The organism is Streptomyces sp. NPDC006925 (genome assembly GCF_042869575.1).
Classification (GTDB): domain Bacteria; phylum Actinomycetota; class Actinomycetes; order Streptomycetales; family Streptomycetaceae; genus Streptomyces.
The window spans coordinates 109,856-122,948 of record NZ_JBIAGB010000017.1; the positions used below are offsets into that span (position 1 = coordinate 109,856).

General features: G+C 74.6%; 10 protein-coding genes. 6 read left to right on the top strand and 4 right to left on the bottom strand.

Annotated elements, in window-relative coordinates; translation table 11 throughout:
- The first annotated feature begins 421 nt into the window (after positions 1-421).
- Positions 422-1,669: an SLC13 family permease gene (locus ACFYNS_RS22280; protein WP_388604691.1), complete on the top strand. Its 1,248-nt coding sequence runs from the start codon at positions 422-424 to the stop codon at positions 1,667-1,669.
- A 37-nt stretch (positions 1,670-1,706) separates the two neighbouring features.
- On the opposite strand, the gene ACFYNS_RS22285 is transcribed toward ACFYNS_RS22280, so the two are convergent.
- Positions 1,707-4,226, bottom strand: coding sequence for a SpoIIE family protein phosphatase (locus ACFYNS_RS22285; protein ID WP_388604693.1), 2,520 nt, complete (start codon positions 4,224-4,226; stop codon positions 1,707-1,709).
- A 289-nt stretch (positions 4,227-4,515) separates the two neighbouring features.
- Here ACFYNS_RS22285 and ACFYNS_RS22290 point away from each other — a divergent pair, with 289 nt between their 5' ends.
- Genes ACFYNS_RS22290 through ACFYNS_RS22300 form a run of 3 tightly spaced genes read left to right on the top strand, consistent with a single transcriptional unit; the run spans position 4,516 to position 8,296 of the window.
- The gene (locus tag ACFYNS_RS22290; RefSeq protein WP_388604695.1) at positions 4,516-5,037 is read left to right on the top strand and encodes a (2Fe-2S)-binding protein; all 522 of its coding nucleotides are present in this window, start codon (positions 4,516-4,518) and stop codon (positions 5,035-5,037) included.
- A gap of 11 nt (positions 5,038-5,048) precedes the next feature.
- Positions 5,049-6,059, top strand: a complete 1,011-nt coding sequence (locus tag ACFYNS_RS22295) for an FAD binding domain-containing protein (protein WP_388604697.1) — start codon at positions 5,049-5,051, stop codon at positions 6,057-6,059.
- Positions 6,056-8,296 carry a xanthine dehydrogenase family protein molybdopterin-binding subunit gene (locus tag ACFYNS_RS22300; protein WP_388604699.1) on the top strand — a complete coding sequence of 747 codons (2,241 nt, stop codon included), beginning with the start codon at positions 6,056-6,058 and terminating at the stop codon, positions 8,294-8,296. The genes ACFYNS_RS22295 and ACFYNS_RS22300 overlap by 4 nt, the downstream gene beginning before the upstream one ends.
- Here ACFYNS_RS22300 and ACFYNS_RS22305 read toward each other — a convergent pair.
- Positions 8,263-8,970 carry an ABC transporter ATP-binding protein gene (locus ACFYNS_RS22305; RefSeq protein ID WP_360302160.1) on the bottom strand — a complete coding sequence of 236 codons (708 nt, stop codon included), beginning with the start codon at positions 8,968-8,970 and terminating at the stop codon, positions 8,263-8,265. The genes ACFYNS_RS22300 and ACFYNS_RS22305 overlap by 34 nt on opposite strands.
- Positions 8,967-10,058 carry an ABC transporter permease gene (locus tag ACFYNS_RS22310; protein ID WP_360302163.1) on the bottom strand — a complete coding sequence of 364 codons (1,092 nt, stop codon included), beginning with the start codon at positions 10,056-10,058 and terminating at the stop codon, positions 8,967-8,969. Before ACFYNS_RS22310 ends, ACFYNS_RS22305 begins: the two co-directional genes overlap by 4 nt.
- A gap of 170 nt (positions 10,059-10,228) precedes the next feature.
- Between ACFYNS_RS22310 and ACFYNS_RS22315 the strand changes: the two genes are divergently transcribed.
- Both ACFYNS_RS22315 and ACFYNS_RS22320 read left to right on the top strand, forming a co-directional pair.
- Complete coding sequence (locus ACFYNS_RS22315; RefSeq protein WP_388604702.1) at positions 10,229-11,437, top strand: sensor histidine kinase; 1,209 nt, start codon at positions 10,229-10,231, stop codon at positions 11,435-11,437.
- Positions 11,434-12,069 (top strand): response regulator transcription factor, encoded by a 636-nt coding sequence (locus tag ACFYNS_RS22320; protein ID WP_360303587.1) that lies wholly within the window; start codon positions 11,434-11,436, stop codon positions 12,067-12,069. Before ACFYNS_RS22315 ends, ACFYNS_RS22320 begins: the two co-directional genes overlap by 4 nt.
- Positions 12,070-12,158: 89 nt before the next feature.
- On the opposite strand, the gene ACFYNS_RS22325 is transcribed toward ACFYNS_RS22320, so the two are convergent.
- Complete coding sequence (locus ACFYNS_RS22325) at positions 12,159-13,049, bottom strand: LysR family transcriptional regulator (protein ID WP_360303585.1); 891 nt, start codon at positions 13,047-13,049, stop codon at positions 12,159-12,161.
- Between the last annotated feature and the right edge of the window lie 44 nt (positions 13,050-13,093).

Below are 13,093 nucleotides of genomic sequence, written 5' to 3' on the forward strand. Positions count from 1 at the left end.
GCCCGCCGCCGGGTGCCGATGGTGCCGGTGCTCCGCCGGGCCGCGCCGCCCGGCGGCCCGCGGTCCCCTGCCGTGCCGCAGCCGGGCCGTGGCGGTGCCCGAGCGGTTCCGTGCGCCGTGCCGTGCCGAAGTCATGTCATTTGACTGGGTGGCCCTTTTTGAGCTCGGCAAACGCGGCGCTTCGCCGGATCACCCGGTCAGCAGGGCCGGCGGGTACGGAATTCGCTCCACCGTCCGAGCGGTGCCGGTGCCCCCGTCCAGCGGCGGGGAACGGCCCGCAGGCGGCACCGCCCCGCAGGGGCAGCCCGTCCGTCCGGCCGCGGAGGGTGTCGCCGCACGCTCCGGTCGCCCTTCGGCGGCGGGTCACGCTACCCGCGGGGTGCCCGGACCCGGACCGGGGGCGGCGAGGATGATCGGGACCATGCTGCTCGAGTTGCTGTCCGTCGCCGCCCTGGCCGTGGTCCTGGTGTGCGCCGTCGGCCGGCCCCATGGCCGGTCGGAGGTGACGTTCGCGGCGCCCGCGGCCGTGCTGGTGATCGCCGTCGGCGCGATTCCGCTCGCGGACGTGGGCGAGGAAGCCGCCCGGCTCGGACCGGTGATCGGCTTCCTGGCCGCGGTGCTCGTCCTCGCGAAACTCTGCGACGACGAGGGGCTCTTCCACGCCTGCGGCACCTGGATGGCCCGCTGGGCACGGGGAGGGCCGCGCCGGCTGCTGGGGGCGGTCTTCGCGCTCGCCTCGGTGGTGACCGCCGCTCTCAGCCTGGATGCCACCGTGGTGCTGCTGACGCCGGTGGTGTTCGCCACCGCGGCCCGTATGGGGGCCCGGCCGCGACCGCACCTGTACGCGAGCGCCCATCTGTCCAACACCGCCTCGCTGCTGCTGCCGGTGTCCAACCTGACGAACCTGCTCGCGTTCACCGCGACGGGCCTGGGCTTCACCCGCTTCGCCCTGCTGATGCTGCTGCCGTGGCTGGCCGCCGTCGCCGTCGAGTACGCCGTCTTCCGCCGCTTCTTCGCCGCGGATCTCGATGCTCCCCCGGGACCGGCCGAGAGCGCGGAGGCACCGGAACTGCCGCTGTTCGCACTGGTGACGGTGGCCGCGACGCTGGCCGGGTTCGGCGCGGCCTCCGCGCCCGGCATCGACCCGGTGTGGGCCGCGACGGCCGGCGCGGCCGTGCTGGCCGTCCGGGCCCTGGCCCGCCGCCGCACCACCCCGGCGGAGATCGCAGGCGCGGCAGCCGTGCCGTTCCTCGCCTTCGTGCTCGCGCTGGGTGTGGTCGTACGGGCCGTGGTCGACAACGGTCTCGGCGACGCGCTCGACACGGTGCTGCCCACCGGGACGACGCTGCCCGCGCTGCTCGGCACCGCTGCCGTCGCGGCGGTGCTCGCCAACCTGATCAACAACCTGCCCGCCGCGCTCGTCCTCGTCCCCCTGGCAGCATCCTCCGGGCCCGGTGCGGTGCTGGCCGTCCTGCTGGGTGTCAACATCGGCCCGAACCTGACCTACGCGGGCTCGCTCGCGACGCTGCTGTGGCGGCGGATCGCCCACCGGTACGAGCACAGCGTCGAGCTGTCGGTCTTCACCCGCCTCGGCCTGCTCACGGTGCCGTCCGCCCTGCTGGCCGCCACCCTGGCCCTGTGGGTCTCGCTCGCGGTCTTCGGCGGCTGAGCCGGCCACGGCCCCGGCAGTGGGGGGACGCGTCGCCTCATCCGCGGGGCGCCGGGGGCAGGTCGGCGGGCGCTTCCGGCAGGCCCTCGCGCGGAGGCCCCGGGAGGTCCGGGGAGGCTTCCGGCGCGGCGGGGAGGTCCTGCTCGGCCCAGATGAGCTTGCCTGCCTCGGTGTAGCGGGTACCCCACCGGCGGCTGAGCTGGGCGACGAGGAAGAGACCGCGCCCGCCCTCGTCGGTGGTCCGGGGGTGGCGCAGCCGGGGGGAGGTGCTGCTGCTGTCGGTGACCTCGCAGACGAGGACGGTGTGCCGGATCAACCGCAACCGGATCGGTCCGGCACCGTGCCGGATGGCGTTGGTCACCAGTTCACTGGCCATCAGCTCCGTGGTCAGGACCAGCCCTTCCAGGCCCCAGTCCCGGAGCCGGTCGGCGACCAGGGAGCGGGCCTGTGCGACGACGGCGGGTTCGGAGGGCAGCTCCCAGGAGACGACATGGTCGGCGGTCAGCGCATGGGTGCGGGCGAGGAGCAGGGCCGCGTCGTCGGACGGCGGTGTGGACAGCAGAGTGTCGATCACAGCCGAGCTCAGCCTCTCCAGCGGCAGCTCCGGATGCGCCAGTACCTCCTCGAGGCGGCTCAGTCCGGCGTCGATGTCCGGGCCGCACTCGCCTACGAGCCCGTCGGTGTAGAGGGCGACGAGGCTGCCCGCGGGGAGTTCCAGCTCGGCCGATTCGAAGGGCAGCCCGCCCAGGCCCAGGGGCGGGCCCGCCGGGAGGTCGGCGAAGGAGACGGTGCCGTCCGGGCGGACCACGGCGGGCGGCGGGTGGCCGGCCCGCGCCATCGTGCAGCGCCGGGTCACCGGGTCGTAGACGGCGTACAGGCAGGTGGCGCCCAGTACGGTGATCGCGCTCGGCTCCGAGCGGGCCTCCTCCTCCGTGAGGCGCATGACCAGGTCGTCGAGGCGGGCGAGCAGCTCGTCCGGGGGCAGTTCCATGTCGGCGAGGGTGTGCACGGCCGTCCGCAGCCGGCCCATGGTCGCCGCCGCGTTGATGCCGTGCCCCACGACGTCGCCGACGATGAGGGCCACCCTGGCACCCGACAGGGGGATCACGTCGAACCAGTCGCCGCCCACTCCGTCGTGCGCGCCGGAGGGCAGGTAGCGGGAGGCCACCTCGACGGCGGTGCCGCCCCGCAGCGCGTGCGGCAGCAGGCTGCGCTGGAGGGTGAGGGCCGCGGTGTGCTCGCGGGTGTAGCGGCGGGCGTTGTCCACGCACAGCGCGGCCCTGGAGACCAGGTCCTCGGCGAGGAGCAGGTCGTCCTCCTCGAAGGGGGCCGGGTACCGGGAGCGGACGAACGTCGCGACCCCCATGATGGTGCCGCGCGCCCGCACCGGGACGGCGATCAGCGAGTGCATGCCGAACCGGTGGATCTTCTCGACCCGCTCGGGGTCGCGGTTCAGCCAGCCGCCGCCGTTGCCGTCCAGGTCCCGGTCGATCAGGGCCTCGCCGGACCGGAAGGCGCGGGCGAACGGCGAAGCGGGGTCCACGGTGGTCCGGTCGCCGCGCTCGGTCACGGACTCCGGGGTTCCGGCGGTGATCGACCGCAGTCCGGCCCGCCGGAATGCGGGCAGGCTCTCGCGCGGGTCCGGCGCGGGCTCCTCGCCCCGCAGTACCGATTCCACCAGGTCGACCGTGACGAAGTCCGCGAAGCGCGGAACGGCGAAGTCGGCCAGTTCCTGTGCCGTGTGCTCCACATCGAGCGTGCTGCCGATCCGGGTGCCTGCCTCGTTGATCAGGGTGAGGCGCTCGCGCGCCCGCCACCTCTCGGTGACGTCCATGACCATGTAGCACAGGCCGATCGCTTCACCGTCCGCGTCGTCGAGCCGGAAGAAGGACGTGGAGTAGGCGTGCTCCCGGTGCGGATCGGCGGGGGTCCATCCCCGGTACTCGTAGTCGATCACGGGCGCGCCGGTCGCCAGCACCCGCCGCATCTGCGCCTCGAGCGCGTGGGTGTCCAGGCCCGGCAGGGTGTCGGCCAGGCGGCGGCCCAAGCGCTCCTCCCGCGGTACCCCGCCCAGGCGCTCCAGCTCGTCGTTGATCCACACGTATCGCAGATCGGGGCTGAGGACGGCCATGCTCAGCGGTGAGCGGGTCAGGAACGCCTCCAGCACCGGGCCGCCCAGCACCCACGAGGGCGCCCTGCCCAGGTCGACGACCGCGACCAGCCAGGACTTCCGGCCGTCCGCGCCGGACAGCGGGCAGACCCGCAGCCCCACTTCCACCGGGCGGCCACTGCGGTGCAGCAGCGTCGTCAGGCCGGTCCAACTGCCCCGGGAGCGGCTGTGCTCGGCTGCTTCCGCCGCTCGGGAGACGTCCTCGGGGGAGGTCAGCAGGGCCGCGGCGGAGCGGCCCACCACATCGGCGGCCGGACGGCCGAGCAGCGCCGCGGCCGCCGGGGTCCATCCGGTCACGGTGCCGTGGGTGTCGATCACCGCCATGGCGGGGTCCACCGCTTCGCGCGGTCTGAGCGGCTCGGTCGGAAGGTCTCTCTCGGAAGCCATGGCCGCCTCTCCTGGCGGGTCTCCTGGTCTCGGTCCACGCGTCGTGCCCCGGTGCCCGCCCCGGGCCCGTCCGCGCCGGGCGGTTCGGACCCGGGCCCGGGCCCGGCCCGGACGAGCGTGCCCGCGTGCCGTGCAGGTTCCGGGGACGTCGTCCGCGGCGGGGCCGGAATCGAGGGTGCCGACGGAGGCCCGCGGGTGTCTGACACCGTCTCAGTCATGCATGAATGTTACATTTCCGTCCCATTTATATAGTTCTTTTCTCTCCCGATGCGTGCTGTGGAGGCGCGGTATGTCTGCGGATGATCAGGCCCTCGCCCGGCGCGGGGCCGTCCTGGAGGAGCGCGGACCGGGACCGGTCAGGGTCGCGCTTCCGGTCAACGGCACCGAACGCGCGGTCGAGATCGAACCGCGGGTCAGCCTGCTCGACGCGCTGCGCGAGCACCTGCAGTTGACGGGCGCGAAGAAAGGCTGCGACCAGGGCACCTGCGGAGCCTGCACCGTGTGGGTCGAGGGGCGCCGGGTGCTCTCCTGCCTGACCCTCGCCGTCGCCTGCGAGGGCCGCGAGGTGACCACGATCGAGGGACTGGCCGAGGACGGCGCGCTGCACGCGATGCAGCAGGCGTTCATCGCCGAGGACGCCTTCCAGTGCGGGTACTGCACCCCCGGCCAGATCATGTCCGCCGTGGCGCTCCTCGAGGAGGGCCGGACCGGCGACGAGGAGATCAAGGAGGGGATGAGCGGCAACCTCTGCCGCTGCGCCGCCTACCCGAACATCCGGGCGGCGATCCGCGCCGTCCGCGACCGAGCCTAGGGAGCCGCGCCGTGCGCCCCATCACCTACTCCCGGGCGACCGACCCGCAGACCGCGGTCGCCACCGTCAGCGCCGACCCCACCTGCGACTACCTGGCCGGCGGGACCACCGAGATCGATCTGCTGCGGCAGTACGTGCTGCAACCGCGCCGGCTCGTCGACATCAACGATCTGCCGCTCTCCGGGATCGAGGCCACTCCGGAAGGGGGTCTGCGCATCGGCGCCACCGCCCGGATGAGCGACGTCGCCGCCGCCCCGGCGGTCCGGGAACGGTTCCCGATGCTCTCCGAGGCGCTGGAGAAGGGGGCGTCCCCGCAGTTGCGCCACATGGCGTCCCTGGGCGGGAACCTGCTGCAGCGGGTCCGCTGTTCCTACTTCCGCGACCCCCAATCGCCCTGCAACAAGCGCGAGCCGGATTCCGGCTGCTCGGCGCTGACCGGCCACAGCCGCGACCACGCAGTCCTGGGCACCAGCGAGCACTGCATCGCCGCCCACCCCTCGGACGCGGCCGTCGCCCTGACCGCCCTCGACGCCTCGGTGCACACCCTGGGTCCGGACGGTGAACGGGCCTACCCGCTGGACGACTTCTTCCTGCTGCCCGGCGACTCCCCGCACCGCGAGCACCCGATGGCCCACGGCGAGCTGATCACCGCCGTCGAGGTGCCGCGCACCCCGGTGGCCCGCAGGTCGCTGTACCTGAAGGTGCGGGACCGCGCGTCGTACGAGTTCGCGCTCGTCTCGGTGGCGGCAGCGCTCTCCGTGGTGGACGGCAGGATCGCGGACGTACGGGTGGCGCTCGGGGGCGCGGCCGCCAAACCGTGGCGGGCCAGGCGCGTCGAGGACTTCCTGGTCGGCGAGGTGGCTGAGCGGCGCGCCTTCGCACAGGCCGCCCAGGTGGAACTGGCCGAGGCGCGGCCGACCCCCATGAACGCCTTCAAGGTCGAACTCGCCCAGCGGACGCTCGTACGCGCCCTCGGTACGCTCGCCGAGGGCACCGGCCTCGAGGACGGGAGCCACGCATGACCGCGACCGCGAGCACGGCGACGGCCGTCGGGCAGGGCCTGGCACGCCTGGACGGCCGGCCCAAGGTCACCGGCAGCGCCCGCTACTCCACCGAGGTGCCGGCCCCGGGTGCGGCCCACGCCTGCATGGTGGGCTCCCGGATCGCCGCGGGCCGAGTGCTGGCCGTCGACGCGGAGGCCGCCCGCGCCGAGGAGGGGGTGCTGGCCGTCCTCACCCATGAGAACCTGCCCGGGATCGCCGAACAGCCTCCTCTCCTCCCCTCCCTGGCCGGCACCGCAGCCCCCGGGCAGACGTTCTTCCCGATGCAGGACGCCACCGTCCACTACGCGGGCCAGCAGATCGCCCTGGTCGTCGCCGACACCTGGGAGCGGGCGCAGCACGCGGCGCATCTGCTGCGGATCTCCTACGAGGAGACTGCCGCGACGACCACCTTCGAACAGGGCCGCGACCATGCCTATGTGCCGGAGCGGATCTTCGGCGGCTGGCTGCCCGGGCGGATCTCGCGCGGGGACGCCGACGCCGGACTGGCCGGGGCCGAGCTGCGGGTGGACGCCGCGTTCACGTTCGCGGCCAACCACCACAACCCGCTGGAGCCGGCGTGCACCACCGCCTGGTGGGAGGGGGACGAACTCGTCCTCCACGACTCGACCCAGGGGGTGAACGCCACCCAGATCACCGTCGCCCGGCTGCTGGGCATCCCCCGCTCGAGGATCCGCGTGATCGGCCACTACGTGGGCGGCAGCTTCGGCTCCAAGGCAATGATCCACGCCCATCCTGCGCTGGCCGCGCTGGCGGCCCGGGCCGTCGGCCGACCGGTCAGACTCGCCCTCACCCGCGAGCAGATGTTCACCTCCGTCGGGCACCGCGAGGAGCAGGAGCAGCTCATCAGCCTCGGGGCGACCCGGGAGGGGCGGCTGACCGCGATCCGGCACCACAAGCTCTCGCCCACCTCGCACTTCGACGACTGGGCCGAGCCCTCGATCGGGGTCTCCGCGCAGCTCTACGACTGCCCCCACTTCGACGGCGTCTACCGCCTCTTCCGGGCCAACACCATGACCCCGACCTTCATGCGGGCGCCGGGCGAGGCCAGCGGGCTGTACGCGCTCGAGTGCGCGATGGACGAGCTCGCCCACGAACTGGGCCTGGACCCCGTGGAGCTGCGGCTGCGCAATCACGCCGACGTCAGCCCGATGACGGGGCAGCCCTGGTCCAGCTGCGGACTGCGGGAGTGCTACCGGCGGGGCGCGGAGCGCTTCGGCTGGCAGGACCGCGATCCGCGCCCGGGGGTACGGCGCGAGGGCGACTGGCTGATCGGCACCGGGATGGCCACGGCCGGATACCCCGTCGCCCCGCCACCCACCCCGCAGCGGGCTCGCGCCCGCCTCTACGACGACGGCACCGCTGTCGTGCAGGCCGCCACACCCGAGTTCGGCACGGGCGTGGTCACGGCTATGACGCAGGTCGCCGCCGACGCCCTCGGCATGCCGGTGGACCGCTGCCGATTCGAGGGCGGGGACACCGCGCTGCCCGACATCGCCGCCGCGGTCGGCTCCTCGGGCGCCGGCATGATCAGCGCCGCGGTGCACAGCGCCGGAACCGCCCTACGGGGGCAGCTCGTCGCCCTGGCGGTCGCCGACCGCGGTTCCCCGCTGCACGGCCGGGACCCGGCCGAGGTCGCCGTACGGGACGGCGTCATGCGGGCCGGGACCGCCGCCGAGTCGTACGCCGAGCTGCTGCGGCGCACCGCCCGGCCGGACGCGGAGGCCACGGGGTCGTGGCAGCCGGACAGCGAGGCGCCGTACGCGATGATGACGTTCGGCGCCCAGTTCGCCGAGGTCGCCGTCGACCCGGAGCTGGGCCTGGTCCGGGTGCGCCGGATGACGGGTGCCTTCGCCCCCGGCCGGGTGCTCAACCCCCGTATGGCCCGCGCCCAGTTGATGAGCGGCATGCTGTGGGGACTGGGCCAGGCGCTGCTGGAGTCCAACCGAATGCGGCCCGGCACCGGCCGCTGGACCCACGCGAGTCTGGGTTCCTATCTGGTCGCCGTCAATGCCGACGCACCCGAGGTGGAGGTCGAGCTGGTGGAGGTCGAAGACACCGTCGTCAATCCGCTCGGGGTCAAGGGCGTCGGCGAGATCGGCCAGGTCGGTGCGGCGGCGGCCATCGCCAACGCCGTCCACCACGCGACCGGGCGCCGCGTGCGTCAGCTGCCGATCACCGTCGAGGCGCTGCTGTGACCCGGGCCGGCGGCCAGGCGTCCGTCGTGGACCTCGGCGAGCCGGTCGACGACGGACAGGTGGGCCCGTTCGTGGGTGACCAGGACGGTGGCCGCGCCCTGTCGGCGGGTGAGCCGCACGAGCAGGTCGACGACCGCAGCGCCCCGCTCGTGGTCGAGGGCGCTGGTGGGTTCGTCGACCAGCAGCACGGTGGGGTCGTTCATCAGAGCGCGGGCGATGTTGACGCGCTGGCGCTGGCCACCGGAGAGCTGGTGGGGGCGCCGGTCGGCCTGCCCGGTCAGGCCGACGGCCGCCAGCAGCTCCAGGGCGCGGGGGCGCGCCCGGGCCGCCGAGCGCCCGCCGAGCTGTGCCATGACCTGGAGCTGCTCGGCGGCGGTGAGCGAGGCCGGCAGGTTGGGCTGCTGGAAGACGATGCCGATGCGCTCCCGGCGCAGCGCGGTCAGCTCCCGGCGGCTCATGCCGGCGGTGTCGGTGCCGTCGACGGTCACCGTGCCGGAGTCGGGCCTGATGAGGGTGGCGGCCACGGCGAGCAGACTCGACTTGCCGGAGCCGGAGGGGCCGACGACGGCGGTGACGCTCCCCGCGGGCACCCGGAGGCTGACACGGTCCAGCGCGGTCAGCACGCCGTCGCCGTCCGGGTAGGTGAGGGTGATGTCGGTCAACTCGAGGCTCATCGGGCGCTCCCCAGGGCGATCAGCGGGTCCACGGAGGTGATCCGGCGGACGGAGAGGGCGGCCCCCAGCGCACCGAGCAGGACGGTGACGGCGGCGGGGACCAGGACGGTGGCGGGGGTGAGCAGGAACGGCACCGCGGAGCCGGACAGCGCCGCACCGGCACCGGCGGCGAGGGCGGTGCCCAGCGCGGTGCCGCCGGCCAGCAGCAGCACGGCCTGACCGAGGGCGTCCCGCAGCAGGCGCGCGGTGGAGGCGCCCAGCGCCTTGAAGAGGGCGATGTCGCCGCTGCGCTGGATGGTCCAGACCGTGAAGAACGCGCCGATGACCAGGGCTGAGATGGCGTACAGGAAGCCGCGCATCAGCTGCAGGGAGCCGTTCTCGGAGGAGTAGGAGCCGATCGCGCTCAGCGAGTCGTCCTTGGCCAGGGTCCGGGTGCCCGCCGCGCGGTCGGTGGCGGGGACGTCCGCTCCCGCCGCGGTGCGCAGGGCGACGACGGTCGCCGCGGGGCCCTCGGGTCCGGCCGCTGCGGGCAGCGCGGTCCGCTGCCAGGCTCGCAGGCTGGTGAAGACCACCGGGGTGTGGCTGAAGGAGGCGTCACCGGCGACGGCGGCCGCGGTCAGCTGCTGCCCGGCCAGGGAGAAGCTGTCGCCGACGCGGACGCCGAGGGCGTCGGCGGCGCCCTGCGAGAGCACCGCGGAGTTCCCGTCGATCCGGTGGCCGTCCGGGGCGAGCCGGGAGCCGGGACGCACCCCGAACGCCGAGACCCCGGCGCTGCGGGTCCCGAAGGTGGCTCTGGTGGTGCGGATGCCGAGAGGTTCCGCATGGGTGACCCCGGGCGCGTCGGCCCAGGTGCGCCACTGGCGGCGGGTGACGGTGGAGTCGGCGTAGGAGGGATCCTCCCCGGGGCCGGGCGCGTCGAAGGCGATCCGGTCGGCGGGGAGACCGGTGATCGCGGAGGTGTTCTGCCGGCCGAGGCCCGCGGTCAGGCCGGAGAGCAGTCCGACCAGCAGGGTGAGAAGCACGATGACGGTTCCCATGAGGATGAACCGCCCCTTGGCGAACTTGAGGTCCCTCCAGGCGACGAACACTGCTGCGGCCTGCTTTCATGCGACGGAACGGCTGAGCCCCCAGCGTCGCCGCTCCCCCGCCCCCGCGGCATCGCTCGCGGGAGGGCACTGCGCGGGCCGAAAGGCGGCGGCCGGGTTCCACCTTTCGACAGAGGCCGCGGAGGGGCGACTGCTCGTACGCTGGAGTGGCCGTGAATACGCTGACTCCCACCACGCGGGCCCTGGCCTGGTGCCTGCATCTGCTCGTCGCCGGGCTCCTGGCCCTGGCCGCCGGCCGTGCCGTGGCCGGCCACCGGCCGGAGGCGGTGGCCGTCGTCGCCGTCGCCCTGCTGCTCGCCGTGGCGTACGCGGCGGGGCCGCTGCTGCCCGCGGTCGGGCGCTCCCGGCGAGCCGCCGCCGGATGGCTGGCCGCCCTGGGGGTGATCTGGCTGGGGCTGCTGTCCCTGTCGTCGGACGGGGTGTGGGTGGCCTTCCCGCTGTACTTCCTCCAGCTCCATCTGCTGCCGCGGCGCGGCGGACTCGTCGCGGTGGCCGCCACCACGGCCGCCGCGATCGGCGGCTTCGCCGCGCACCAGGGTGCCTTCACCGTGGCGACGGCGCTGGGGCCGGCCCTGGGCGCGGCGGTCGCGGTGGCCGTCGTGCGGGGCTACCAGGCTCTGTACCGGGAGAGCGAGCAGCGCCGCCGGCTGATCGAGGAGCTGACCGCGACCCGGGCCGACCTGGCCACGGCCCAGCACGCGGCGGGCGTGCTCGAGGAGCGCGAACGCCTCGCCCGGGAGATTCACGACACGCTCGCCCAGGGTCTCTCCAGCATCCAGTTGCTGCTGCGCGCGGCCGAGCGGGCGCTGCCCGGCCGTCCGCAGGCCGCCGGCGCGTACGTCGACCAGGCCCGGAAGGCCGCCGTGGACAATCTCGCCGAAGCCCGCCGATTCGTCGCCGCACTCACTCCGCCGGCGCTGGAGGGCGGCACACTGGCCGGCGCGCTGGAGCGGCTGTGCGTGACCGTCTCGGCGCGCCATCCGCTGTCCGTCGGCTTCCACCTCACGGGAAGCCCGGATCACCTGCCCGCCCCGCACGAGGCAGCCCTGCTGCGGGTCGTCCAGTCCGCGCTGTCGAACACGGCGTCCCACGCCGGTGCCACCCGCGCGGAGGTCACGCTCAGCTACCTCGGGGAGCAGGTCGCCGTGGACGTCGTGGACGACGGGACGGGCTTCGACCCGGGCGGGCTGCCCGGCTGCGAACCGGGCACCGGCGGCTTCGGCCTCCCGGCCATGCGGGCCCGGATGGCCGCGCTGGGCGGCAGCCTCATCGTCGAGTCGGCACCGGGCAGCGGCACCGCGCTGGCGGCCCAGCTTCCGGTACCGGCCGCACACCGGTCCGACGAGGAGGCTCGCCGGTGACCGGCGGTGCCGTCCGGCTGCTGCTGGCCGACGACCACCCCGTGGTGCGCGCGGGGCTGCGCGCCGTCCTGGAGACCGAACCGGGCCTCGCCGTCGTGGCCGAAGCCGCCACGGCCGAGGAAGCCGTCGCCCGCGCCGCCGCGGGCGGGATCGACGTGGTGCTGATGGATCTGCAGTTCGGTGCCGGTATGACCGGCTCGGAGGCCACTGCCGCCATCACCGCACGTTCCGGCGCGCCGCGGGTCCTGGTCGTCACCACCTACGGCACCGACGCCGACACGCTGCCGGCCATCGAGGCGGGCGCCACCGGCTATCTCCTCAAGGACGCACCGCCGGACGAACTGGCCGAGGCCGTACGCACCGCGGCCGCGGGCCGTACCACCCTCGCCCCCGCGGTCGCCGACCGCATCATGCGGCGGCTGCGCGCCCCGGGGACCGCCCTGACCCAGCGGGAGACCGAGGTGCTGACCCTGGTCGCCGAAGGGCTGTCCAACAAGGACATCGGCCGGCGGCTCCACCTCACCGAGGGCACGGTCAAGTCCCATCTGGCGCGCATCTATGCCAAGCTCGACGTCGACTCCCGCACCGCGGCCGTGGCCGCCGCCACGGATCTCGGATTCATCCGCCGCTGACCGGCCGCCGCACCGGGGCCCGGCCTGCCCGCGCAACGCTCCCCACTCACCCGCGCCGGGGCGGTCGGCGCCGTGCCGGTCCGGCGTCATCAGGCGGCGCCGCGGCTGCCGCTCGCCGCGTACAGCAGTTCGCGCACCTCGGGCAGCGCTTCGTCGGCGGTGCTCCACACCAGCCGCAGCGCGAGGTCGGGCGCGGGCAGCGCGAGCCGGACCAGGCGGCCCTGCGCCAGCCCGTCCTCGACCGCGAACCGGGGCAGCAGCGCGATGCCCAGGCCCTGCTCCGCCCACGCCCGCATCACCGGCACGCCACCGGCTTCCACCCGCTCGACCTCGGGGCCCAGGAGATGGTCGGCGACCATGCGGAAGGAGCACTGCGCCACGTTGACCAGCAGCTGCTCGCCCGCCAACTCGGCCGCCTCCAGCGGGCGGCCGGCCAGCGGATGCCCGGGAGCGGCCACCAGATCCAGTGGGACGGCACCGACGTCCAGGCTGGAGAGCGGCGCCGTCGGAAGGGGGAAACCCAGCCCGCCCAGGCTCCCGCCCCGGTCCAGGAGCAGCGCCGCGGTCAGGCTCCCCGCGGCGACCTCGTCGAGGAGTACGCCGCGCCCGGCGGCGACGCGCACCTCGACTCCGAGGCGGGGCCGCCGACGGGCGAACCGGCGCAGCACCGCGGGTACGCAGGTGGCCGCGATGGTCTCCAGTGCACCGAGCCGCAGCGGCCGGACCGCGCCCCGCACCTCGCCGACCGCCTGCTCGGACTGGCGCAGCAGCCGTGCCGCCCAGTCCACCAACCGGTCGCCCGCGACCGTCGTGCGCATGCCGTGCGCCGTGCGCGCGAACAGAGCGACCCCCATCGCCTCCTCCAGCGCCCGGATGTGCGCGGAGACCGAGGAGGGGGCGAGATCGAGGGCGTGTGCGGCCTCGGTGACCGTGCCGTGCTTCACCACCGCCTCGAAGGTGCGGAGTTGTCGCAGTTCCATGCCCCGCCTCTCCTCCGTGGCCGTACGGATGCGTGGCCGTGCGG